The organism is Ruegeria sp. YTSA226, from assembly GCF_059609905.1.
Window position 1 is genome coordinate 228,633 of record NZ_JBXWMQ010000002.1, and the last position, 21,979, is coordinate 250,611.

Sequence of the window (21,979 nt, forward strand, 5' to 3'; positions counted from 1 at the left end):
GCCTTTTAGATTTAGGCGGCGGAGGATCGACGCGGTCGCCGACGTTTTGGGCCTCCGGGATTGCCCGACTTGTTAGCTGCTTGCGGTTTTGGACCACGGCGACGGAACCCTCCGCCTTTCCGCGATTTTGCGGGTTCGGCGAACTCGGGCATTGTGCCGCTGGCGACCGGAACCTCAATTTTCATCAGTTTCTGAATCTGCTTCAGTTGATCCAGTTCATCCGGTGCACAGAAAGCGATCGCCTCGCCTTCGCGACCGGCACGGGCGGTTCGGCCAATGCGGTGGACGTAGTTATCCGGCACTTCGGGTAGGTCGTAGTTGATGACATAGGCAACGCCCGGGATGTCGATGCCGCGAGCGGCCACGTCTGTTGCCACTAAGACATTTATTTCGCCTGCGCGGAAAGCTTTGATCGCCCGGTCACGCTGTCCCTGACTTTTGTTGCCATGGATCGAGGCGGCGTTGAAGCCGTCGGCCACGAGACCCTTCATCAGCTTCTCGGCGCCATGTTTTGTACGCGAAAACACCAGCGTCAGAGCTTCTTTGTCCGCAGATAAAATCTCCCGCAGTTTGCTCGGTTTTTCCGCGCGGCTCAGGAAATGAACCGATTGGGTGATCTTGTCGGCGGCTTTACCCGGAGGGGACACTTGAATGCGTTGCGGGTTTGTCAGGTAGGCCTGGCTGAGTTCTTCCATCTGCTTGGGCATAGTGGCAGAGAACAGCATCGTTTGGCGGGGCGTGCCCAACTGCGGTGCAATCCGGCGCAGAGCATGAATAAAGCCCATGTCCAGCATCTGATCGGCTTCGTCTAGTACCAGATGACGTACCGAGCCGAGGTCGACTGCTCTGCGTTCCATCAGGTCGATCAAACGACCAGGGGTGGCAACCAGAATGTCTGTGCCGCGTGCCAGAAACGAAATCTGCCTACTGATGGACTGACCGCCAACAACTGTCGCCACACGCAGCTTCGTATTCGTGGTCAAATTGCGCAGGCTATCTGCGATTTGGTTGACCAGTTCACGGGTCGGGGCAAGGATCAGAGCCTTGGCGGTTTTCGGCGCAGGCTTGCCGGTCTGAGCCAGCAGGTGGTCGATCAGAGGTAGGCCAAAAGCCAGCGTCTTGCCGGTGCCGGTCTGGGCAAGGCCCAGAATATCGTGCCCCTGCAATGCCATGGGGATTGCCTGGTTCTGAATCGGAGTGGGTTGTGAAAAATTGGCGCGTTTCAAAGCGTCGTTCAGGGCCGGGGCCAGGCCCAGCATATCAAAGTCGAACAAATATCATTCCTTTTTTGCCCCCGGCGACTGGATCACCACGGGCGACATAAATCAGCAGCGCAATATGCGATGCCAACAGGGTTACGCTAAGACTCTGGATGCACAGGCGTTTCCTGCGGCATCCGGCCGTCGCATTCAGAACCCTGCGTGAAGGGGAACTATGGGGTGAATCGAGCGCTGTGGAGCAGGTCGGACCTGCCAATGCTCACGCGTCAGCGCTTTGTTAAGGCGCTCATGCAGGTTGCGGGGCGGAATGTCAAGCTGTGCGTTATAGATCACATCCGGCGAAAAGGATCGTTGTGGGCTGTCTGCAACCTTTAAGCAGTGAGATTGACCGCTTGGTTGATCGCAAAACCTGTTCTTACAGCTCGATATGTAGGGAAGGGCATCCGCGCGGCAGTTTCAATGTCCCGTCGGATCCAGTCGAGCGCCTCTAGCTGTTGAAGGGACGACGACAGCGCCCGATCCGTGATCGATACCAAATCCGATTTGATGGCGGAAAAGCGGTGCGGAGTGCCGGTGAGTGCCAGGATCGGGACGGTCCAGGATTTACGGACGAGCTTGAACTTGGTGTCATCCGGAACGGCGTTTACGATTGCGCTGGCCATACTGGCGGCTTCGATCCCCGGCAGGGTTAATCGGAATTCAGGGCGCAATGGGTGCCCGTGGCCCGGATTCCTTTCGATCAGGTCGAGGCGTATGAGATGGTCCAGACTTGCCGCGAAGGCAGTTCTTCCTGCGCTGGTGGCAGCAAGCAGAGCGGCCTGCCTGCCAGGAGTGCCGGAATGCATGAGTGCCAGAATATTCAGCGACCAAGCTCGGGAGGTCAGCTTGACAAGCAAATTAATGTCCATAAAGTATAGTTAATATAATTTAGCTCAAAAGGAAAGATTGATGCCCCTTGTTTCTTTGAAAAACACGATCACCCTTGCAATTTCGGTTCGGGACCGCCATGCAAGCGCCGAATGGTTCAGCGACAAATTGGGGTTTGAACTTTCCCATCACATAGATGAGGCGGGTTGGAGTGAGATGCGCACCAATGTGGATGGCGTCACATTGGGTTTAGGAGAGCAGGCCGAGCCCTCACCGGGAAATTGTGTTCCAGTGTTTGAGGTCGCCGATATCTCCACCGCGCGCAGTGCGTTAGAGGATGCAGGGGTGGCATTCGACGGTGCGACGGAAACGATCGAAGGAATGGTCAGCACGGCCACGTTTTATGATCCGGATATGAATGCGCTGATGCTGGCACAGGATTTGACTGGCAGCAGCTAAAGACGCGCGCGGGGAAGAAATTGTTAACCTGCACCGAACGTTCCCTGTTGCGTGGGTGTTGCGCAATTCATTGACTTTTCGAACTTAATTTGGTACGAACTGTGTCATGCTAGAAGAAGTGAGCAACGGCCTCGGGGTAACATCCGGCGGCCGTTTTTCGTTTCTCTCGTGCGGAGAAAACTCACGCATGAGGTCAATACGCAAACATGACATTGATTACCCCGGAAGAGCGGATTTTCCAAACGGCTGACTTGTTGCAGTCACTTGAGACATCCATTCGCGGTCTGCGCAAAGCAGCGGAAGAACTGCGCAGGCAGATCAGTGCCGGGGAGGATGCAGATATTGCTGGTGCAGGTAAGCAACTGGGACAGCTTGAGGGGCTGATCCGAAGTTGCCAAAAAGTGGAGACAAGCCTTGTCGAACAACATCACAGACAAGCCGGAGTTGTTCAAGGGGGCTATGCGCTCGACCTTGATCGGGCACGATCTGAGATCGGGTGCAGGCTGGCTCGCCTCCGCGCCTGTTGCGGTGCAGGACAGATTTCTGAGTGAGATCGGGGAGGGGGGGCTGTGCGCCCTCCCTTTCCTGTTTGAGTTCTGGGCGCTGCCGCATCAATTGCCGCCAGAAGGTGACTGGCGGTCCTGGGTGATCATGGGCGGGCGCGGAGCCGGTAAGACCCGAGCCGGGGCTGAATGGGTGCGGTCTATGGTCGAGGGGTCTTTGCCGTTGGACACGGGTAAGGCGCGCCGGGTGGCTCTGCTTGGCGAGACGTTTGATCAGGTGCGCGACGTGATGATCTTTGGCGATAGTGGGATATTGCAATGCTCACCACCGGATCGTCGACCTATTTGGAAGGCGTCAGAGCGAAAACTAGTCTGGCCAAATGGGGCCGAGGCGCAGGCGTTCTCGGCCCATGATCCTGAGGGGTTGCGCGGGCCACAATTCGATGCGGCCTGGGTTGACGAGCTGGCCAAGTGGAAAAAGTCTGGGGAGACATGGGATATGCTGCAGTTTGCTTTGCGGTTGGGGGATCAGCCCCGGGTCTGTGTGACAACCACGCCGCGCAATGTGAAAGTTTTGAAGGATCTGCTGGCGTCGCCGTCCACGGTGCAGACCCATGCGCCGACCGAGGCGAACCGGGCCAATTTGGCGGGGTCGTTTCTAGCCGAGGTGCGCGCGCGCTATGCCGGTACACGGCTGGGGCGGCAGGAGCTGGATGGGGTGCTATTGTCGGATGTCGAGGGGGCGCTGTGGACGGGTTCTATGCTAGAGGCAGCGCGTTGTGCGCAGGTGCCCGAGTTGGATCGCATCGTGGTGGCGCTGGACCCGGCAGTGACGGCGGGGGCGGATGCGGATGCCTGTGGGATCGTGGTCGTGGGCGTGCGGTTGCAGGGGCCGCCCGAGGACTGGCGCGCCTATGTGCTGGCTGACCGGACGGTGCAGGGCGTTGGCCCGGCGGGCTGGGCGCAGGCGGCGATTGACGCGATGGATGCGTTCGGGGGTGAACGGCTGGTGGCTGAGGTCAATCAGGGTGGCCAGCTGGTGGAAGAGGTCGTGCGGCAGGTGGACCCTCTGGTCCCGTACCGCGCGGTGCGGGCGTCACGCGGCAAGTTCGCGCGGGCGGAGCCTGTGTCGGCCCTGTACGAGCAGGGGCGGGTGGCGCATGTGGCCGGGCTGGACGCGCTGGAGGAGCAGATGTGTCAGATGACCGCGCGGGGGTATCAAGGGCAGGGCTCGCCCGACCGGGTCGACGCGCTGGTCTGGGCGCTGCATGAGTTGGTTGTAGGGCCTGCGGGGGCGTATCGGCGGCCTAGGGTGCGGAGTTTGTGAGGATAAAAAAAGGCGGAGAGCGGCGGTTGAAGGACTGATCGCGGTCCGAAGTGACGTAGCCAGCGATTTATGCTAGGAATACACCCTTTGCGACCACAGGGTCGGGGAGGGATTTCGTAGTGTCTACAAGTGACAAAAACTTCACCGGCTCAATTCCAGACATTTATGATGAATTTCTGGTTCCATTGATTTTCGAATCTTATGCCGCAGACTTGGCAAAGAGAGTCGCTGATACCAAACCCAAAGCTGTTTTGGAGACCGCCGCGGGTAGCGGAGTAGTAACACGTGCGTTGGCCCCGCTGCTGAGCGACGAAATTCGTTATGTGGTTACTGATTTAAATCAACCGATGTTGGACAGAGCGTCAACGCAGCAACCGAAAGCCAATCGAATAGAATGGAAGCAGGCGGATGCGTTGGCGTTGCCCTTTGAGACAAATACATTTGACGTTGTCTGTTGCCAGTTTGGGGTGATGTTTTTTCCTGACAAAGTAGCTGGTTACAAGGAAGCCCTTCGTGTTTTGAAGGATGGCGGGTGTTTTATCTTCAATGTTTGGGACAGTATCGAAGAGAACGAGTTTGCGCATTGCGTGACGAAGACGGCATCTCGGTTTTTCCCGGAAGATCCCCCAGTGTTTTTAGCAAGAACACCCCATGGGCACGGCAATATTGATTCAATTGTCGATGATCTTAAGGAAGCTGGTTTTACGGATATCGAAACACTGACCATTTCCGAGCAAAGCCGAGCGAGCAATCCGCAAGCTCCGGCAGTGGCTTACTGCCAGGGGACACCGCTTAGAAATGAGTTGGAAGAACGTGCTGCGGGCTCATTGACTGAAATTACAGACGCCGCCGCCGCCGACATCGAAAAGCTGTTTGGTAAAGGGCCGGTGTCCGGCAAAATTCAGGGGCATGTTTTTCTTGCGAGACCGTAAACGCCAAATTGATTTTTCTACCCACTCTATTCGCTTCTGCGTTGTGAATTAGTAAGAATTCCAACCCGTTGCCCTACCCCCGTACGTTCTATTCCCGAGGCATAAACTTCTCTGCGTCATAACTCCTTTCAACAAGCCGGACACAGCGGCGACAGAAAGGAGCATCTGGACATGGTATTCGATTTCTTGCGTCGTGGAGCGGCAGAGGAAGCGCCCGAAGCAAAGGCAAGTGCAGCCGGACCCGTGGTTGCATGGCAAACCGGTGGGCGCGTGGCGTGGAGCCCTCGGGACGCTGTATCGCTGACGCGGACGGGGTTTTCGGGGAACCCGGTGGGGTTTCGCTCGGTCAAGCTGATTGCCGAGGCGGCGGCGGCGTTACCTTTGGTGCTGCAGGATCAGGCGCAGCGGTATGAGACGCATCCGATCCTGTCCCTGATGCGGCGTCCTAATGCGGCGCAGGGACGGGCAGAGTTGATGGAGGCCTTGTTCGGGCAGTTGCTGCTGTCGGGCAATGCCTATGTTGAGGCTGTGCAGGTCGAGGAAAGACTGCCGGTTGAGCTGCATGTGCTGCGATCCGATCGGATGAGCGTGGTGCCGGGAGCGGATGGCTGGCCCAAGGCGTATGATTACGCTGTGGGCGGCAAGAAACACCGGTTTGCGGCGGAAAATATCTGTCATATCAAGTCGTTCCACCCGCAAGATGATCATTACGGGTTCTCGCCGATGCAAGCGGCGGCGATGGCGATTGATGTGCATAACAGCGCGTCGCGTTGGTCAAAATCGCTGCTGGACAATGCGGCGCGGCCTTCGGGGGCGCTGGTCTGGAAGGGCGGTGATGGCCATGGAGTTATGGCCGAGGACCAGTTCCGGCGTCTGTCCGATGAGATTGAGCAGAACTATCGCGGGGCGCGGAATGCTGGTCGTCCGATGGTTCTGGAAGGGGGGTTGGATTGGAAGCCGATGGGCTTTTCGCCCTCGGACATGGAGTTTCAGAAGACCAAGGAAGCCGCCGCCCGCGAGATCGCGCTGGCCTTTGGGGTCCCGCCGATGCTGCTGGGGATACAAGGCGACGCGACCTATTCGAACTATCAGGAGGCCAACCGGGCGTTCTATCGCCTGACAGTGCTGCCTCTGGTGACGCGGGTGGCGGCGGCGGTGTCGGAGTGGCTGGCGGGTTTTTCCGGTGAGGAATTGGTGCTGAAGCCCGATCTGGATCAGGTGCCTGCGCTGTCGGCGGAACGGGACGCGCAATGGGCGCGGGTCAATGGGGCCGAATTCCTGAGCGATGCCGAAAAGCGCGCCTTGCTGGGGCTGCCGGAGCGTGCAGATGGCTGAAGGATATCCGCCATTCGATTGCGCGCCAGGCTTGCGGCTGGCCGCGCATGAGCGGGTGGCCGAGATCCAGCATGAACATCTGTGCAGGCGGCTGGATCAGATCGAAGAGATGATGGAGCGGCTGGAGAGGCGGTTGTGGCTGACGGTGTATGGCGTGGCAGCGGTGATCCTAGCGCAGGCGTTTCAGTCATTCCTTTCAGTAACACCATGAATTCAGCAGGTTACATGGAGAAGATTATGGATTTGGAGCATAAGTTCGCACGGTTCGGAGAGGGCCTTTCGGTGACCCAGGACGCGGTGATCGAAGGTTATGCCAGCCTGTTTGGACAGGTGGATCAGGGCAGTGACGTGGTGCAGAAAGGTGCGTATCGCGGTTCCCTTGAGGGGCTGGCTACAGCGGGCCAAAGGGTCAAGATGCTGTGGCAGCACGATCCGGCGCAACCCATCGGGGTTTGGGACGAGGTGCGCGAGGACGACCGGGGCCTGTGGGTCAAGGGCCGTCTGCTGAAAAGCACGCAAAAAGGCCGCGAGGCGGCCGAGTTGATCCGGGCGGGCGCAATGGATGGCCTGTCGATTGGCTATCGTACCAAGCGCGCCGTGAAGAATGACAAGGGCCAGCGGGTCCTGACCGAACTGGAGCTGTGGGAGGTGTCGCTGGTGACGTTCCCGATGCTGCCCAGTGCGCGGGTGGCGGCAAAGGGGGTGGACCCCGAGGCCGAGAACACCTGGCGCAGTATTGCCGAGGTGTTTGATCACGCCCGGCAGGAACTGGCGCGAACCTAGCGCGCCGAAACCTCACCCCCAAAAAGGAAGTGCTGATGAGCAAGACCGAAACCCCGGCCTTGACCGGAGAGGGTGTGCCCCTGGTTCAGGAGGTGAAGCAGGCGATGACTGGCTTCGTGAACGAATTCAAGGGCCTCAAGGCTGAAGTTAAGACAAAATTGCAACAGACAGAAGAGCGACTGACCATGCTGGATCGTAAATCAACCATCGCGGCACGCCCGCATCTTGCAGCCTCAATCGAGGAAGGCGCACCGCATCAGAAGGCCTTTGATGCCTATGTGCGTTCGGGTGAGGATGACGGCCTGCGTGGTCTTGAGATGGAGGTGAAATCCCTCTCGAGCGCTGTGAACAGTGACGGTGGGTACCTGATTGACCCGCAAACCGCCGAGATCATCAAATCGGTGCTGAAATCTACGGCCTCTATCCGCTCGATTGCTTCGATCGTAAATGTCGAGGCGAACTCGTTCGATGTTTTGATCGACCACACGGATGTCGGTGCGGGCTGGGCAGATGAAAATGCTGCGGCGAGCGAAACCAGCACCCCGTCGATTGACCGAATCTCGATCCCGCTGCACGAGTTGAGCGCACTGCCCAAAGCCTCGCAGCGACTGCTGGATGACAGCGCGTTCGATGTCGAGGGTTGGCTGGCCGGCCGTATCGCGGACAAGTTTGCACGCGCCGAGGCCTCGGCCTTTATCAACGGCGACGGTGCGGACAAACCCAAGGGTATTCTGAACCACGCCAAGGTCGACAACGATGTTTGGGATTGGGGTAACATTGGTTATGTCCCCACCGGCATCGATGGCGGTGTCGAGGCGGATGCCATTGTGGACGTGGTTTATGCGCTGGGTGCGCAGTACCGGGTCAACGGAACCTTCGTGATGAACTCGAAAACTGCTGGTCTGATCCGCAAGCTGAAAGACAGCGATGGCCGCTTCTTGTGGTCGGACGGTCTGGCGGCGGGTGAGCCGGCACGTCTGATGGGCTATCCGGTGCTGATCGCCGAAGATATGCCGGATGCGGGAACCGACAGTTTCTCGATTGCCTTCGGTGACTTCCAGGCGGGCTATACCATCGCCGAGCGCCCGGACCTGCGCGTATTGCGCGATCCCTTCAGCGCCAAACCGCATGTTCTGTTCTATGCGACCAAGCGCGTCGGCGGTGATGTCAGCGACTTTGCTGCGATCAAACTCGTGAAATTCGGCACCGCCTAAAGCGGGCTGAATCCCGGGGGGCCTTCGCCCCTCGGGGCGGCGGGCGCGGGTCGGGGTGAGACCCCTGCGTTGTCTAGCTGCTCCCCTCCGTCCGAGCAACGTGGGGCGGCGCGTGCCCGTCAATTCCTGAAGTTACGGCCCCGGAGGGGTCCGAGATTGCGGAGTGAATGGATGATGTTGATCGAAGAAACCGCCATCGCGGATGCGGCGCTGCCGGTGGATCAGTTCAAGGCGCATTTGAGGCTGGGAACAGGCTTTACTGGTGCCAGCGTGCAGGATGAAGTGCTCAAGGGCTTCTTAAGGGCGGCGATTGCTGCGATTGAGGCGCGTACCGGGAAGGTACTTATCACGCGTGAGTTTTCCTGGAGCCTTAACAGTTGGCGTGACCCTGCGGGCGAAGTGCTGCCTGTGGCGCCGGTCTCGACCATCAATACGGTCAGTTTGACGGATGCAGCGGGTACTGAAACCGCCGTTTCGTCTGACAGATACAGATTGGATCGCGATAGCCAGCGCCCGCGGATACGCCCTGCCGGGGCTGTCTTGCCCGCTATTTCGACCGGCGGATCCGTGAAGATCGCGTTTATCGCCGGTATTGCCGGGGAATGGTCAAACTTGCCGGCAGATCTTGGGCAGGCGGTTCTGTTGTTGGCCGCGCATTACTATGAATACCGGGATGAGACCACGTTGGGTGCCGGCTGTATGCCCTTTGGCGTGACCAGCCTGATCCAACGCTATCGTGTGGTTCGTTTTGGTGCAGGGGTGGCCCAATGAAGGCACCCCGGCTGAATAGAAAACTGTTGCTTGAATCCTCTGTGCGCACCGCTGATGGCGCCGGTGGGTATCTGGAAACATGGGTCGCCTTGGGCTCGGTTTGGGCCGAAGTCACTGCGCGCAGCGGGTCAGAGAGAAATGTTGCAGGGTTGCCGGTTTCGCGTGTCGGCTACCGGATTGTGGTTCGTGGCAAGCCAGAAGGATCGAGCATGCGCCCCTCGCCGGATCAGCGGTTTGCGGAAGGCACACGCCGTTTCGTTATCCGCGCCGTCGCCGAGCGAGACCCGCGCGGCCAGTACCTGATCTGCTTTGCGGATGAGGAGGTGGCGGTATGAGCTATGGCGTTTCAGCCGCGTTGCAGGCGGCAATCTACCAGAAATTGTCGGAAGACACACAGATCAGCACTCTTTCAGGTGGAGCGATCTATGACGCCGTTCCAGCGGGTTCAGTTCCGCGAACCTATGTGACGCTGGGCCCGGAAGAGGTGCGCGATGCCTCGGACCGATCGGGGACCGGTGCCATCCATCGTTTCACGGTGTCCGTCGTGTCCGAAGCTGCCGGGTTCGGTGCAGCAAAAACGCTGGCGGGGGCGATTTGTGACGCCTTGGACAGTGCAGGGCTGAGCCTGGATCGAGGCCGATTGGTCGGGCTGTGGTTCGAACGTGCCTCGGCCCGTCGGACCGGAACGGGCGGCGCGATCCGCCAGATCGACCTGAGATTCCGCGCCCGCGTGGAAGACGATTAAGTAATCAACGGAGAGAGTAAATGGCTGCCCAGAACGGAAAAGACCTGTTGGTCAAAGTGGATATGAACGGCTCAGGCCTGTTCGAGACCATTGCGGGGCTGCGTGCCACGCGGGTCAGTTTCAATGCGGAAAGTGTCGATGTCACCAGCCTGGAAAGCCAGGGTGGCTGGCGCGAGCTATTGTCGGGCGCGGGGGTCAAGTCGGCCTCGATCTCGGGCTCGGGCGTATTCAAGGACGCGGGAACGGATGAGCGCGCGCGACAGCTGTTCTTTGACGGTGAGACACCTGGTTTTCAGATCATCATCCCGGATTTCGGGATTGTTGAAGGTGCGTTCCAGGTGACCGGCATCGAATATGCGGGCTCTCACAATGGTGAAGCGACCTATGAAATGAGCATGGCAAGCGCCGGTGCTCTGACCTTTACGGCGCTGTAACGATGGCCAATCCGTGGACGGGAGAGGTGGCACTGACCATCGATGGAGAGCAACGGGTTCTGAAGCTGACGTTGGGCGCTTTGGCGGAACTGGAACGGGAGTTGGGCACAGGGACACTGGTTGAACTGGTGCAACGGTTCGAAGGCGGCGCCTATTCCAGCGGTGATGTTCTGGCGCTTATCGTCGCCGGGCTGCGGGGGGGCGGGGCCAATGTCACCCGCGCCGATCTGCTGAGTGCCGAGATTGAGGGCGGGCCAATGCACGGCGCGTGTGCTGCGGCCGAGTTGTTGGCAAGGGCCTTCATGGTGCCGGGGCAGGCATGAGCGGGTTCGACTGGCCCGCATTGATGCGGGTCGGATACCTCAGCCTACGCCTGACACCGGATCAATTCTGGAGCCTTACCCCGGCCGAGTTGCGGCTGATGCTGGGGCATGGCGCGGGCATGCCTTCGATGAACAGAATGGGTCTGGACGCGTTGCTGGCGGCCTATCCGGACAAGACAAAAGGAGAGCGTGATGACGGATCGTAACGGGTTGGAAGACCTGCAGGAGCGGGGCGAGGCGCTTGGCGACTCGTTGGGTGATGCGGCGTCGATGGCCGCGGCATTTGATGGGCAGATGAAGCGCATCAAAGCAGCCTTTGAGGAAACGGGCAAGGATGTGGCGACGCTGGAGCGTGGCATGTCCGGTGGCCTGCGACGGGCGTTCGATGGAGTCGTGATGGACGGAATGAACCTGTCCGATGCGCTGGACGTGTTGAAGAACTCGATGATCCGCACCGCTTATTCTGCTGCGATCAAACCGGTCACGGATCATTTCGGCGGCCTTCTAGCCAATGGGATCGGAGGTTTTGTGAAGGGCATTCTTCCTTTTGCTGACGGCGGCAGCTTCAGCCAAGGACGGGTGATGCCCTTTGCCAACGGTGGAGTGATCAGCGGTCCAACCACGTTTCCAATGCGTGGGGGCACCGGGCTGATGGGCGAGGCTGGCCCCGAGGCCATCATGCCGCTGGCCCGCGGTACCGATGGGAAATTAGGTGTGCGCATGTCTGGCGGCGGCTCTGCGGTGAACGTGGTGATGAACATCACCACCCCGGACGTGCAGGGTTTTCGTCGAAGCCAAAGCCAGATCGCGGCCCAGATGAGCCGCGCGCTGGGCCGTGGCAATCGCAATAGGTAGATCAGGGAGCAGACCATGAATTTCCACGAAGTGAGATTTCCGGCCAGCCTGAGTTTTGGTTCGGTCGGTGGGCCCGAGAGGCGCACGGATATTGTGACGCTGGCAAACGGGTTCGAAGAGCGCAATACCCCTTGGGCGCATTCGCGGCGGCGCTATGATGCCGGTTTGGGGATGCGGTCCCTGGATGACATCGAAACGTTGATCTCCTTCTTCGAGGCGAGGCAGGGGCAGATGTTTGGATTTCGCTGGAAAGACTGGTCCGATTTCAAATCTGGTGCGGCTACGGGCGAAGTTGCCCAAGGCGACCAGATCATTGCGCAAGGTGATGGTGTAGCGACAGAATTCCAGCTGGTAAAAACCTATTCCTCGGGTGGATTCACTTATGTAAGGCCGGTCGTCAAACCCGTATTGGGAACCGTCCGCGTGGGCGTCGAGCAGGATGAGATGCGTGAAGGTGTCGACTTCGAGGTGGATCTGAACTCGGGGTTGGTCACGTTCTATTCGCCTCCGCCTGAACGGGTTGATATCACCGCCGGCTTTGAATTCGATGTGCCAGTGAGGTTTGACACCGACAAGATCCAGACAAGTGTCGCGAGTTTTCAGGCAGGGGACGTTCCGAACGTGCCAGTGGTCGAGGTGCGTGTCTGATGGCTGGTGACAAACAGGCCCTGCAGGCCCATCTGCAGAGCGGTCTGACAACGACCTGTCGGTGTTGGGCGATTACGCGCACAGACGGTGTTCAGCTTGGCTTTACCGACCATGACCTGAAGCTGAGCTTTGAAGGCCTGGACTTCAATGCAAGTTCGGGTCTGACGGCGGCCGCGATCGAGCAGGCAACGGGGCTGTCCATTGATAACTCGGAAGCAATGGGTGCGTTATCGGATGTCGCAGTAACCGAAGAGGATATCGAATCCGGTCGCTTCGACGGGGCCGAGGTGCGGGCATGGCTTGTGAACTGGGCCGATCCATCGCAGCGAATGTTGCAGTTCCGCGGATCAATTGGTGAATTGCGACGGGCAGGTGGGGCTTTTCATGCCGAACTGCGGGGCCTGACAGATAAGTTGAACCGACCTTTGGGCCGGATTTACCAAAAGCCCTGCACAGCCGTGCTGGGCGACAAGGCGTGCGGGTTCAACACCGATGCCCCGGGATATTCTGACGAAGCCGAAATCGTCGGTTTGACGGGGGGCAGTATTTTGCAGCTGCGAGGGGCGGAAACTCACCTTGAGGCATGGTTTGAACGTGGGCGGCTTGATGTGCTGACAGGCCGTGCGGCTGGGCTGTGGGGGGCGGTCAAGAAGGACCAAAAGACCGACACAGGTCGATCGGTCGTTCTGTGGTCTGCAATCAGCGGAGGATTGGCCGAGGGCGACAAGGTAAGGCTGACCGCGGGTTGTGACAAGCGCATGGCGACCTGTCGTGTGAAGTTCAATAATATCAATAATTTCCAAGGTTTTCCTGACCTGCCTTCCGAAGATTGGGTGATGGCCGTTCCCAAGAACAACGGGGCGAACCGCGGAGGCAGCAGACGATGATCCCGATAAAGCAAAGCATTGTTGATGAGGCCCGAAGCTGGCTTGGTACCCCCTATGTTCATCAAGCTTCTGTCAAAGGGGTCGGAACAGACTGTCTGGGCCTGCTGCGCGGCGTATGGCGGGCGGTGCTTGGGCACGAACCTGAGGCCGTCCCGATCTATAGCATGGATTGGTCTGAACCACAGGGCGAAGAGCGTATGTGGGCCGCAGCACGCCGCCATCTTATCGAGAAAGACCCGGCATGGTTTTCTGTCGGAGACGTGTTGCTGTTTCGTATGCGGGAAAGTGGCGTTGCCAAGCATTTGGGGATTGTCAGCACCTGTCGAGACATCCCTCGGTTCATTCACGCTTATTCCGGACATGGCGTTGTTGAAAGCGCCCTGAGCGACCCGTGGCGACGGCGGGTTGTTTCTTGTTTTGAGTTCCCCACGGAGGATATCTAGATGGCGACGATATTACTGTCTGCGGCGGGTGCCGCAGTTGGCGGGGCCATTGGCGGGACGGTTGCGGGCCTGTCCACGGCAGTTATCGGCCGTGCCATTGGTGCCACTCTTGGGCGTGTCATCGACCAGCGTTTGATGAGCCAGTCGGTCATGGGCAGCGGCAGCGAAGTTGTAGAAACGGGCCGATTGGACCGTTTTCGCCTTACTCAGACGGGCGAGGGCGCCGCTGTCGCCAACATCTTTGGTCGGATGCGTGTCGGGGGGCAGGTTATCTGGGCTTCGGATTTTCTGGAAGCCCGCAGCACCAGTTCTACCACGCAATCGGTTGGGGGTGGCAAGGGATCCCCCAAGCAGCCCGAGGTTACAACGACCACCAACAGCTACAGCTATTCAGTTTCATTAGCGGTCGCGTTGGGCGCGGGGCAAATATCTGACGTGCCGCGTGTCTGGGCGGATGGCGAAGAGATTGAGCGCAGCAGTTTGAATATGCGCGTCTATCCTGGCACCGACGATCAGCTGCCCGATCCGTTGATCGAAGCAATCGAAGGTACTGGAAATGTCCCGGCCTATCGTGGCACCGCCTATATTGTGATCGAAGATTTGAAGCTGGGCGCTTTTGGAAACCGCGTCCCGCAGTTCTCGTTCGAGGTCGTGCGGCAAGAGCAGCCTGGTTTGCCTGATACCGAAAATTCCTTGTCACGTATTGTACGAGGCGTGGCGCTAATGCCTGGGACCGGTGAATATGCACTGGCGTCCCAGCAGGTGAATTACACAAAAGGCCGCGGCCGCAGTTGGGCGGCCAATGTGAATTCAACCTCTGGTTTGCCTGATCTCGTGACGTCCACACAAGCCTTGAAAAGTGAACTTCCGGGCTGTGAAGCCGCCTCTTTGGTTGTGTCCTGGTTCGGAAGTGATCTGCGATGCGGTCAATGCAAGATACAACCAAAGGTTCTGCAAAATGGTATCGAAGGCAAAAATATGCCCTGGGGTGTCGCGGGGCTGACAAGGGCAACCGCCCAGATCGTTCGTCAGGAAAATAACGAGCCCGTCTATGGCGCGACACCAGCGGACGCGTCGGTCATTCAAGCGATCCAACACCTTAAGCAAGAGGGGAAGCGGGTCATGTTCTACCCGTTTATCCTGATGGATCAGATCGGTGGAAACGGATTGCCCGATCCGTGGTCAGACGCCAGCGATCAGCCCCACCTTCCCTGGCGCGGTCGCATCACCCTGAGCGTTGCGCCTGGGCGGGACGGGTCTCCGGACCAGATGGCTGAGGCCGATGTTCAGGTGTCCGATTTCTTTGGTCAGGCGCGAGCGGATGATTTTGTTATCGGAAACGGCACGGTTTCCTACTCTGGCCCGCAGGAATGGGGGTTGTGCCGATTTATTCTTCACTACGCTGCCTTGTGTAAGGCGGCAGGTGGGGTGGACTCCTTCTGTATCAGTTCGGAAATGCGTGGTCTTACCCAGATTCGTGGCCTAAACGGATTTCCGGCCGTTGAGCAGCTGCGCGTTTTGGCAGGGCAAGTGCGTAGTATTCTGGGGCCAGACACAAAGATCGGTTATGCGGCGGACTGGAGCGAGTATTTCGGCTACCAGCCAAATGATGGCAGTGGGGATCGCTACTTCCACCTCGATCCGCTTTGGGCGGATGACAACATAGATTTCGTCGGTATCGACAACTACATGCCTCTGTCCGACTGGCGGGACGGTGAAGATCACGTGGATGCGGATGCCGGCGCAAAATCCATCTACGATCTTTCCTATCTGCGTGGGAACATCGAAGGTGGCGAAGGCTATGACTGGTATTATGCCTCGCCCGAAGAAGAGGCGGCACAAATCCGCACACCGATCGAAGACGGCACCCATAACGAGCCGTGGATCTGGCGTTATAAGGACGTTCGCAACTGGTGGTCACAACCGCATCACGAGCGAATCAATGGTGTGCGCAGCGATAACCCGACTCTTTGGTTGCCAGAGTCCAAGCCAATCTGGTTCACTGAGCTCGGTTGTGCGGCAGTAGACAAAGGCACCAATCAGCCCAACAAGTTTCTGGATCCTAAATCTTCAGAATCCGGGTTGCCGAAATATTCAAACGGGTTTCGGGACGACTTTCTGCAGGCGCAATACCTCAGGGCGGTCCTTGGCTATTGGTCGGACGCAGATATCAATCCAGTTTCATCCAGCTATGGTGGCCCGATGGTGGACGTGTCCAATGCCTATGTCTGGGCGTGGGATGCGCGGCCCTATCCGACCTTTCCAAACCTGCGCAGCCAATGGAGCGATGGGGCAAACTATGCCCGCGGCCATTGGCTTAATGGGCGTTCCGGCTCACGAACGCTGGCCTCTGTTGTGACCGAACTTTGCCATGCAGCCGGCGTTACCGAGATTGATGTCTCGGGTCTTTACGGTACCGTTCAGGGCTATGCGGTTGAACAGGTTTCGGATGCCCGTTCGGCATTGCAACCGCTCATGCTGCGGTATGGTTTCGATGCGCTTGAACGCGAAGGAAAGCTGATCTTTCAGATGCGGGATGGCGCACGTGCCCTGACCCTGAATGAAGAGCAGTTGGCCATCACTTCGGACATTGACGGACACGTGGAATATCGTCGCGAGGCTGAGGCGGAAATGTCTGGCCGTGTCAGGCTGCGCTTTGTTCAGTCTGATGCTGACCATGAAATAGCCTCGGAAGAGGCTGTGTTGCCTGATGATGAAACCCATTCGGTATCGGTAAATGAGATGCCGTTGTCCATGACGCGGGCCGAGGGGCGTCAAACGGTGGAACGCTGGCTGAGTGAGGCGCGTGTCTCGCGTGAAACGGCTAGGTTTGCATTACCGCCTTCGCTTTTGAATGTCGGGGCAGGGGATGTTGTGCGGCTGGTCAGTGGTGGGCAGGACGCGCGCTATCGCATTGACAGGCTTGAACAGGCCGAAATGCAACTGGCCGAGGCTGTCAGGATCGAGCCCGGCGTTTACACACCGCCAGATACCCCCGCTGATGAAGTTACGACGAAGCCATTTGTCGCTCCGGTGCCGGTGCTGCCGGTATTCTTGGACCTGCCTCTGATCACCGGTTCCGAAGTGCCGCATGCGCCATATCTTGCGGTTGCAGCAGATCCCTGGCCAGGAAGCGTTGCGGTGTACGCCGCACCCGGAGACGAAGATTATGTGCTGCAACAGGTGATTACAGGGCAGACCGTCATAGGTTTCACCGAAAGCCCGATGCGAAGGGCCAGTGCCGGACTTTGGGACGAGGGCGATGCCTTGCAGGTCAATCTGGTAGATGGCCTGTTGGAATCTCGTCCACGGTCTGCCTTGTTAAGCGGGGCAAATCTTGCGGCGATTGGCGACGGAACGCCGGACAACTGGGAGGTGTTCCAATTCGCGGATGCGGCTTTGCAATCGACAGGTGCCTACTCCGTGTCCGGGCGGTTGCGCGGTCAGCTGGGGACAGATGCGATTATGCCCGATCTCTGGCCCGAAGGGTCAATGTTCGTGTTGTTGGACGAACGTGTCTTCCAGACAGGGTTGTTGCGGTCGGAACGTGGCCTGACCAAACATTATCGCATTGGCCCTGCAACCAGAGGGTATGAAGATCCCTCTTACGAGCATCTGGTCGAGGCCTTTGAAGGCAATGGTTTGCGGCCCTATGCCCCCTCTCATCTTCGCGTGCAGCAATCCAGCTCGAGGGACGTGTTCTCATGGGTGCGGCGGACACGTCTGGATGGCGATGACTGGTCCGGGCTGGATGTGCCGTTGAATGAAGAAACCGAAGCCTACCTTGTTCAGGTCCGGCAGAATGGTAGCCTGATCCGCGAAGAGGTCGTTGCCCAGCCGGATTGGCACTATACGTCATCCATGAAGGCCACGGATACTGTTACAGGGTCTTATGAGGTGTCGGTTTCGCAGATATCTGCGGCTTACGGACCCGGATTGCCTGTCAGGCTGCAGGTCGGATAGGCGCGGTGCGGCCCGTATTGCACGGAGATGTCAGCGCGGCGGCGCGTGTTTTGTTGAACGCGCCGCCCGATCAGCGTGACCGTTTATGCCGACGTATGATTGCCGAAGCTGAAACGGCTGATGGCCATGTAAGTAAAACAGGGCGGCTACACCCGTTGTTCGGCAACGGTTCGTTAATGGCTGCGGCGCGAAACCGGCGCCTTGCCGCCGAACCCTCATTCGATGATCTGCAGTATTGCCGGTGTTTTGAGACGGTGCTGCGTCATTTGATCCGGTTCCGCATTAACCAGAAGCACAGCTGACACATCTGGTTGCGGCGAGGTCCAATTCAAGTCGGCCATTTGGAATCGGCTCGCCGCAATCTTCGCAGAATCCGTATTCTTGACTTTCAATCCGCTTCAGCGCGGCCAAAAGGCGTCGGAATTCCAGGTCCCGATTGACTTGGTGCGCCTTGGCCATGGCCTGGTTCTGTAGCGCATCCATCCGGCTCAGACGACCGATAGATTGTTGATCCAGTTCAACAACAGATTGCGCATCTTTCCCGGCCTGCGCTTGGCGCTCCAATTCGTCCATCCTGGCACGGATTTTCTCGTTGATTTGCTTCAGGTCAGCCTCATTCATTTTCGTTGCTTTGCCGATCACGGGTTTGCGTTTGGCGTTTTAGCCACTAAATGGCATTCTAGGCGCAGCAAAGGATCAAAAGCCATGTTGGAAAAGCGCAGTCATGTCACACCTGTAGATCCCGTTTGGGATCGCATCACGACCGAGGCTCAGGCCGCGGTCGAGAATGAACCACTGATGGGTGGATTGGTGCACGCCTGTATTCTGCATCATCGCAGCCTGACCAGAGCATTGTCCTATCGCGTTTCCGCAAAACTATGTTCGAACGAAATGTCGATGATGGTTCTGCGCGAGATCGTGGACGAAGCTTATGCTGACGATCCCCATTTGATTGAGGCCGCCCGCGCAGACCTGATGGCGGTCTACGAGAGGGACCCGGCCTGCCACCGTCTTCTGCAACCGATTCTGTATTTCAAGGGTTATCAAGCGATGCAGGCCTACCGCGTCGCCCATTGGCTATGGCTCAAGGGGCGATATGATCTGGCCTATTTCTTCCAGATGCGGTCCTCTGAAATCTTCGGTATCGACATTCACCCGGCTGCCAAAATCGGCAAGGGGATCATGATCGACCATGCTCATTCCATCGTGATCGGTGAAACGGCCATCGTTGGCGACAATGTTTCGATGTTGCATTCGGTCACGCTGGGCGGGACTGGAAAAGAAGAGGAGCAACGTCACCCCAAGATTGGTGATGGCGTTTTGATCGGCGCCGGCGCCAAAGTCTTGGGCAATATCAAAGTGGGCCATTGTAGCCGGATTGCCGCCGGTTCGGTGGTGCTGCAAGAGGTGCCACCATGCAAAACTGTTGCCGGTATTCCGGCCAAGATCGTCGGTGAAGCTGGATGTGACCAGCCCTCGATCTCGATGGATCATATGCTGGGCAAAGATCACTAGATCTGAAGGTTCTTAAAGAAAAAGGCCGCCCAGTAGAGGGCGGCCTTTTTTAGCCAGATATCAGGCTAGCATGACCATCGGGTTTTCCAGATTGTCGACGATCGCCTGCAGCAGCTGCGCACCGAGGGCACCGTCGATGACCCGGTGATCGACCGACATCGTAACCGACATGACTGTTGCAACCGTCAGTTCGCCATCGTCACCAACAACTGGTTTCTTTGCGCCAGTGCCGACGGCCAGAATGCCCGCATGCGGTGGGTTCACGATAGCGTCGAAATTGTCGATGCCGAACATGCCCAAGTTCGAGACCGCAAATGTGCCGCCCTGATACTCATGCGGGGCCAGCTTGCGTTCGCGGGCACGGGCAGCCAGGTCCTTCATCTCGGTTGAAAGCGCTGACAGCGACTTGGTGTCGGCGTCTTGCAGGACCGGCGTGAACAGGCCACCTTCGATCGCGACGGCAACGGCCACGTCCGAGGGTTTCAGCTGCAGAACCCGATCTCCCGCCCAGACGGCGTTGCATTCGGGCACCTGTTGCAGCGCATTGGCCAGGGCCTTGATGATGAAGTCATTGACGCTGAGTTTGAGGCCGCGGGCCTCAAGTTGCTTATTCAACTGACCGCGGAATTTCAGCAGTGCATCCAGCTTGATATCCCGGCGTAGATAGAAATGCGGGATTGTTTGTTTGGCCTCGGTCAAGCGCGCGGCGATGGTTTTGCGCATCCCGTCCAGCTTAACCTCTTCGTAATCGCGGGATTCGTACATCCGCATGACCATATCCGTCGAGGGGCCGGTTGGCGCGGCTGTGGAGGCTGGTGCTAATGCGGCCTGTACAGGGGCAGCCGCCACAGCAGGGGCTGCGGTTGCGCTTTCGACATCCGCCTTGACGATACGCCCATGTGGGCCGGATCCACTGATTTGCGCTAGGTCGAGACCTTTTTGCGCAGCGATGCGACGAGCCAGGGGCGAGGCGAAGATACGACCGCCATCTGCCTTGACCGGCGCTGCCGGGGCGGGGACGGGCGCTTCGGACGCCGCTGGAGCGGAGGCCTCGTTGCCCATGGCGGCTGGCGCCGCCGCCGGAGCCGCTGCAGGCGTTGCACTGATATCATCAGCGCTTTCGCCTTCTTCCAGCAAAACCGCGATGGCGGTGTTGACCTTGACCCCTTCGGTTCCTTCAGGGATCAGGATTTTGCCGATTGTGCCTTCGTCAACGGCCTCGAACTCCATTGTGGCCTTGTCGGTTTCGATTTCGGCGAGCAGATCTCCGGAGGAGACTGTGTCGCCCTCTTTGACCAGCCATTTGGCAAGCGTGCCTTCCTCCATGGTCGGCGACAGGGCGGGCATCAGAATTTCGGTGGGCATCTGTCTGTTGCTCCCTTACCGGTAGGTCACTTGTTTGACGGCTGCGATCACCTCGTCGGTGGTCACCAGCGCCAGTTTTTCGAGGTTCGCTGCGTAGGGCATCGGAACATCCTTGCCGGTGCAGTTGATGACAGGCGCGTCGAGGTAATCAAACGCTTCCTGCATCACCACCGATGAAATGTAGCTGCCGACCGAGCCTTGCGGCCAGCCTTCTTCGACGGTCACAAGACGGTTGGTTTTCATCACCGAATTGATGATTGCGCCTGTGTCCATCGGGCGGATGGTGCGCAGGTCGATCACTTCGGCACTGATACCGTCCTCGGCCAGTTTGTCGGCGGCTTCCAGTGCGAACTGCATGCCGATGCCAAAGCTGACGATGGTCACGTCTGTGCCCTCGCGCCAGATGCGGGCCTTGCCCAACGGAATGCTCAGGTCATCCACCTGCGGTACTTCGAATGAGCGGCCATAGAGGATTTCGTTTTCCAGGAAGATCACCGGGTTCGGGTCACGGATCGCGGATTTCAGCAAGCCTTTGGCGTCGGCCGCTGAATAGGGCATGACGACCTTGAGGCCGGGGATCTGCATATACCAGGCCGCATAGTCCTGACTGTGCTGGGCTGCCACGCGGGCGGCGGCACCGTTCGGACCCCGGAACACGATGGGACAGCCCATCTGACCGCCGGACATATAGAGCGTCTTCGCGGCCGAGTTGATGATCTGGTCAATCGCCTGCATGGCGAAGTTGAAGGTCATGAACTCGACAATCGGTTTCAACCCGCCAAAGGCCGAACCAACTGCGATCCCGGCAAAACCATGTTCGGTGATCGGGGTGTCGATTACGCGCTTGGCGCCAAACTCATCCAGCAAACCTTGCGAGATTTTATAAGCGCCCTGATATTCGGCGACTTCTTCACCCATCAGGTAGACGTCACCGTCATTGCGCATTTCTTCGGCCATGGCGTCGCGCAGGGCTTCACGCACGGTTTCAGATTTCATCTCGGCATCAGCTGGCCAATCTGGGGACAGATCTACCTTAGGTGCGGCTGGGGCAGAGACAGGAGCAGGGGCCTCAACCGCAGCAGGGGCGGCTTCGGTCGTCGCTGCGGCTGTGGGTGCAGCCGCAGGCAGGGCGGAGGCGTCTTCGCCTTCTTCGACGAGGATGGCGATAGGGGTATTTACTTTGACCCCTTCGGTGCCTTCAGCGATCAGGATCTTGCCCATGATCCCTTCATCAACGGCTTCAAACTCCATCGTGGCCTTATCTGTTTCGATTTCGGCCATGATATCGCCGCTTGATACGGTGTCGCCTTCCTTGACCAGCCATTTGGCCAGGGTGCCCTCTTCCATCGTGGGGGAAAGGGCGGGCATGAGAATTTCGGTTGCCATGTCT

25 protein-coding genes are annotated in these 21,979 nt (G+C 58.5%); 20 read left to right on the forward strand and 5 right to left on the reverse strand.

The features are described from left to right. Nucleotides 1-11 precede the first annotated feature (11 nt). Nucleotides 12-1,274, reverse strand: a complete 1,263-nt coding sequence (locus AC2FFF_RS03770; protein WP_142633162.1) for a DEAD/DEAH box helicase — start codon at nucleotides 1,272-1,274, stop codon at nucleotides 12-14. A gap of 317 nt (nucleotides 1,275-1,591) precedes the next feature. Then, the gene (locus AC2FFF_RS03775; RefSeq protein WP_142633164.1) at nucleotides 1,592-2,128 is read right to left on the reverse strand and encodes a winged helix-turn-helix transcriptional regulator; all 537 of its coding nucleotides are present in this window, start codon (nucleotides 2,126-2,128) and stop codon (nucleotides 1,592-1,594) included. Between the two features lie 40 nt (nucleotides 2,129-2,168). Here AC2FFF_RS03775 and AC2FFF_RS03780 point away from each other — a divergent pair, with 40 nt between their 5' ends. The 19 genes from AC2FFF_RS03780 to AC2FFF_RS03870 all read left to right on the forward strand — a co-directional run bounded on the left by AC2FFF_RS03780 (nucleotide 2,169) and on the right by AC2FFF_RS03870 (nucleotide 18,011). Further along, the gene (locus AC2FFF_RS03780; protein ID WP_271947618.1) at nucleotides 2,169-2,546 is read left to right on the forward strand and encodes a VOC family protein; all 378 of its coding nucleotides are present in this window, start codon (nucleotides 2,169-2,171) and stop codon (nucleotides 2,544-2,546) included. 459 nt (nucleotides 2,547-3,005) lie between these two features. Beyond that, nucleotides 3,006-4,376 carry a DNA-packaging protein gene (locus AC2FFF_RS03785; protein WP_486660046.1) on the forward strand — a complete coding sequence of 457 codons (1,371 nt, stop codon included), beginning with the start codon at nucleotides 3,006-3,008 and terminating at the stop codon, nucleotides 4,374-4,376. A gap of 119 nt (nucleotides 4,377-4,495) precedes the next feature. Continuing rightward, nucleotides 4,496-5,308, forward strand: coding sequence for a class I SAM-dependent methyltransferase (locus AC2FFF_RS03790; protein WP_271947611.1), 813 nt, complete (start codon nucleotides 4,496-4,498; stop codon nucleotides 5,306-5,308). 171 nt (nucleotides 5,309-5,479) lie between these two features. Then, on the forward strand, nucleotides 5,480-6,643 hold the full coding sequence (locus tag AC2FFF_RS03795) for a phage portal protein (RefSeq protein ID WP_496882853.1): 1,164 nt from the start codon (nucleotides 5,480-5,482) through the stop codon (nucleotides 6,641-6,643). After that, complete coding sequence (locus AC2FFF_RS03800) at nucleotides 6,636-6,854, forward strand: GTA head formation protein, RCAP_rcc01685 family (RefSeq protein ID WP_142633175.1); 219 nt, start codon at nucleotides 6,636-6,638, stop codon at nucleotides 6,852-6,854. Before AC2FFF_RS03795 ends, AC2FFF_RS03800 begins: the two co-directional genes overlap by 8 nt. A 14-nt stretch (nucleotides 6,855-6,868) precedes the next feature. Then, complete coding sequence (locus AC2FFF_RS03805; protein WP_271947607.1) at nucleotides 6,869-7,426, forward strand: HK97 family phage prohead protease; 558 nt, start codon at nucleotides 6,869-6,871, stop codon at nucleotides 7,424-7,426. Nucleotides 7,427-7,461: 35 nt separating this feature from the next. Then, the gene (locus AC2FFF_RS03810; protein WP_271947605.1) at nucleotides 7,462-8,640 is read left to right on the forward strand and encodes a phage major capsid protein; all 1,179 of its coding nucleotides are present in this window, start codon (nucleotides 7,462-7,464) and stop codon (nucleotides 8,638-8,640) included. 171 nt (nucleotides 8,641-8,811) lie between these two features. After that, nucleotides 8,812-9,411 (forward strand): head-tail connector protein, encoded by a 600-nt coding sequence (locus AC2FFF_RS03815; protein WP_496688428.1) that lies wholly within the window; start codon nucleotides 8,812-8,814, stop codon nucleotides 9,409-9,411. After that, complete coding sequence (locus tag AC2FFF_RS03820; RefSeq protein ID WP_271947601.1) at nucleotides 9,408-9,746, forward strand: phage head closure protein; 339 nt, start codon at nucleotides 9,408-9,410, stop codon at nucleotides 9,744-9,746. The genes AC2FFF_RS03815 and AC2FFF_RS03820 overlap by 4 nt, the downstream gene beginning before the upstream one ends. Next, nucleotides 9,743-10,156, forward strand: coding sequence for a DUF3168 domain-containing protein (locus AC2FFF_RS03825; protein ID WP_281971925.1), 414 nt, complete (start codon nucleotides 9,743-9,745; stop codon nucleotides 10,154-10,156). Before AC2FFF_RS03820 ends, AC2FFF_RS03825 begins: the two co-directional genes overlap by 4 nt. A 20-nt stretch (nucleotides 10,157-10,176) precedes the next feature. After that, nucleotides 10,177-10,590 (forward strand): phage major tail protein, TP901-1 family, encoded by a 414-nt coding sequence (locus AC2FFF_RS03830; RefSeq protein ID WP_142633188.1) that lies wholly within the window; start codon nucleotides 10,177-10,179, stop codon nucleotides 10,588-10,590. Between the two features lie 2 nt (nucleotides 10,591-10,592). After that, a complete protein-coding gene (locus tag AC2FFF_RS03835; RefSeq protein WP_142633190.1) occupies nucleotides 10,593-10,913 on the forward strand; it encodes a gene transfer agent family protein in 321 nt (106 codons plus the stop codon). Next, nucleotides 10,910-11,119, forward strand: coding sequence for a rcc01693 family protein (locus tag AC2FFF_RS03840; protein ID WP_271947596.1), 210 nt, complete (start codon nucleotides 10,910-10,912; stop codon nucleotides 11,117-11,119). Before AC2FFF_RS03835 ends, AC2FFF_RS03840 begins: the two co-directional genes overlap by 4 nt. Then, nucleotides 11,106-11,768: an RcGTA-type gene transfer agent tail tape measure protein gene (locus tag AC2FFF_RS03845; RefSeq protein WP_271947594.1), complete on the forward strand. Its 663-nt coding sequence runs from the start codon at nucleotides 11,106-11,108 to the stop codon at nucleotides 11,766-11,768. Before AC2FFF_RS03840 ends, AC2FFF_RS03845 begins: the two co-directional genes overlap by 14 nt. 15 nt (nucleotides 11,769-11,783) lie before the next feature. Then, nucleotides 11,784-12,416: a DUF2460 domain-containing protein gene (locus AC2FFF_RS03850; RefSeq protein WP_281971926.1), complete on the forward strand. Its 633-nt coding sequence runs from the start codon at nucleotides 11,784-11,786 to the stop codon at nucleotides 12,414-12,416. Continuing rightward, nucleotides 12,416-13,303 (forward strand): phage/gene transfer agent baseplate hub protein, encoded by an 888-nt coding sequence (locus tag AC2FFF_RS03855; protein ID WP_281971927.1) that lies wholly within the window; start codon nucleotides 12,416-12,418, stop codon nucleotides 13,301-13,303. The genes AC2FFF_RS03850 and AC2FFF_RS03855 overlap by 1 nt, the downstream gene beginning before the upstream one ends. Further along, nucleotides 13,300-13,746: a C40 family peptidase gene (locus tag AC2FFF_RS03860; protein ID WP_271947589.1), complete on the forward strand. Its 447-nt coding sequence runs from the start codon at nucleotides 13,300-13,302 to the stop codon at nucleotides 13,744-13,746. Before AC2FFF_RS03855 ends, AC2FFF_RS03860 begins: the two co-directional genes overlap by 4 nt. After that, on the forward strand, nucleotides 13,747-17,709 hold the full coding sequence (locus AC2FFF_RS03865) for a baseplate multidomain protein megatron (RefSeq protein WP_281971928.1): 3,963 nt from the start codon (nucleotides 13,747-13,749) through the stop codon (nucleotides 17,707-17,709). It abuts the gene before it with no gap. A gap of 5 nt (nucleotides 17,710-17,714) precedes the next feature. Then, nucleotides 17,715-18,011 carry a DUF7742 family protein gene (locus AC2FFF_RS03870; RefSeq protein WP_142633204.1) on the forward strand — a complete coding sequence of 99 codons (297 nt, stop codon included), beginning with the start codon at nucleotides 17,715-17,717 and terminating at the stop codon, nucleotides 18,009-18,011. Here AC2FFF_RS03870 and AC2FFF_RS03875 read toward each other — a convergent pair. Next, nucleotides 17,992-18,330 (reverse strand): TraR/DksA family transcriptional regulator, encoded by a 339-nt coding sequence (locus tag AC2FFF_RS03875; RefSeq protein WP_282021823.1) that lies wholly within the window; start codon nucleotides 18,328-18,330, stop codon nucleotides 17,992-17,994. The two genes, AC2FFF_RS03870 and AC2FFF_RS03875, sit on opposite strands and share 20 nt — an antisense overlap. An 84-nt stretch (nucleotides 18,331-18,414) precedes the next feature. Between AC2FFF_RS03875 and cysE the strand changes: the two genes are divergently transcribed. Beyond that, the gene (cysE, locus tag AC2FFF_RS03880) at nucleotides 18,415-19,224 is read left to right on the forward strand and encodes a serine O-acetyltransferase (protein ID WP_142633207.1); all 810 of its coding nucleotides are present in this window, start codon (nucleotides 18,415-18,417) and stop codon (nucleotides 19,222-19,224) included. Between the two features lie 60 nt (nucleotides 19,225-19,284). Here the strand turns inward: cysE and AC2FFF_RS03885 are convergent, their stop codons facing one another. After that, the gene (locus AC2FFF_RS03885) at nucleotides 19,285-20,589 is read right to left on the reverse strand and encodes a pyruvate dehydrogenase complex dihydrolipoamide acetyltransferase (RefSeq protein ID WP_281971930.1); all 1,305 of its coding nucleotides are present in this window, start codon (nucleotides 20,587-20,589) and stop codon (nucleotides 19,285-19,287) included. A gap of 15 nt (nucleotides 20,590-20,604) precedes the next feature. Further along, a complete protein-coding gene (locus tag AC2FFF_RS03890; protein WP_142633211.1) occupies nucleotides 20,605-21,975 on the reverse strand; it encodes a pyruvate dehydrogenase complex E1 component subunit beta in 1,371 nt (456 codons plus the stop codon). Nucleotides 21,976-21,979 lie beyond the last annotated feature (4 nt).

Coding starts and splice junctions, on each gene's coding strand:
- AC2FFF_RS03850 (WP_281971926.1), top strand. CDS start 11,784: ATGAATTTCCACGAAGTGAGATTTCCGGCCAGCCTGAGTTTTGGTTCG.
- AC2FFF_RS03845 (WP_271947594.1), top strand. CDS start 11,106: ATGACGGATCGTAACGGGTTGGAAGACCTGCAGGAGCGGGGCGAGGCG.
- AC2FFF_RS03875 (WP_282021823.1), bottom strand. CDS start 18,330: ATGAATGAGGCTGACCTGAAGCAAATCAACGAGAAAATCCGTGCCAGG.
- AC2FFF_RS03865 (WP_281971928.1), top strand. CDS start 13,747: ATGGCGACGATATTACTGTCTGCGGCGGGTGCCGCAGTTGGCGGGGCC.
- AC2FFF_RS03855 (WP_281971927.1), top strand. CDS start 12,416: ATGGCTGGTGACAAACAGGCCCTGCAGGCCCATCTGCAGAGCGGTCTG.
- AC2FFF_RS03785 (WP_486660046.1), top strand. CDS start 3,006: ATGCGCTCGACCTTGATCGGGCACGATCTGAGATCGGGTGCAGGCTGG.
- AC2FFF_RS03795 (WP_496882853.1), top strand. CDS start 5,480: ATGGTATTCGATTTCTTGCGTCGTGGAGCGGCAGAGGAAGCGCCCGAA.
- AC2FFF_RS03800 (WP_142633175.1), top strand. CDS start 6,636: ATGGCTGAAGGATATCCGCCATTCGATTGCGCGCCAGGCTTGCGGCTG.
- AC2FFF_RS03820 (WP_271947601.1), top strand. CDS start 9,408: ATGAAGGCACCCCGGCTGAATAGAAAACTGTTGCTTGAATCCTCTGTG.
- AC2FFF_RS03840 (WP_271947596.1), top strand. CDS start 10,910: ATGAGCGGGTTCGACTGGCCCGCATTGATGCGGGTCGGATACCTCAGC.
- AC2FFF_RS03815 (WP_496688428.1), top strand. CDS start 8,812: ATGATGTTGATCGAAGAAACCGCCATCGCGGATGCGGCGCTGCCGGTG.
- AC2FFF_RS03860 (WP_271947589.1), top strand. CDS start 13,300: ATGATCCCGATAAAGCAAAGCATTGTTGATGAGGCCCGAAGCTGGCTT.
- AC2FFF_RS03780 (WP_271947618.1), top strand. CDS start 2,169: ATGCCCCTTGTTTCTTTGAAAAACACGATCACCCTTGCAATTTCGGTT.
- AC2FFF_RS03775 (WP_142633164.1), bottom strand. CDS start 2,128: ATGGACATTAATTTGCTTGTCAAGCTGACCTCCCGAGCTTGGTCGCTG.
- AC2FFF_RS03830 (WP_142633188.1), top strand. CDS start 10,177: ATGGCTGCCCAGAACGGAAAAGACCTGTTGGTCAAAGTGGATATGAAC.
- AC2FFF_RS03885 (WP_281971930.1), bottom strand. CDS start 20,589: ATGCCCACCGAAATTCTGATGCCCGCCCTGTCGCCGACCATGGAGGAA.
- AC2FFF_RS03835 (WP_142633190.1), top strand. CDS start 10,593: ATGGCCAATCCGTGGACGGGAGAGGTGGCACTGACCATCGATGGAGAG.
- AC2FFF_RS03805 (WP_271947607.1), top strand. CDS start 6,869: ATGGAGAAGATTATGGATTTGGAGCATAAGTTCGCACGGTTCGGAGAG.
- cysE (WP_142633207.1), top strand. CDS start 18,415: ATGTTGGAAAAGCGCAGTCATGTCACACCTGTAGATCCCGTTTGGGAT.
- AC2FFF_RS03810 (WP_271947605.1), top strand. CDS start 7,462: ATGAGCAAGACCGAAACCCCGGCCTTGACCGGAGAGGGTGTGCCCCTG.
- AC2FFF_RS03825 (WP_281971925.1), top strand. CDS start 9,743: ATGAGCTATGGCGTTTCAGCCGCGTTGCAGGCGGCAATCTACCAGAAA.
- AC2FFF_RS03890 (WP_142633211.1), bottom strand. CDS start 21,975: ATGGCAACCGAAATTCTCATGCCCGCCCTTTCCCCCACGATGGAAGAG.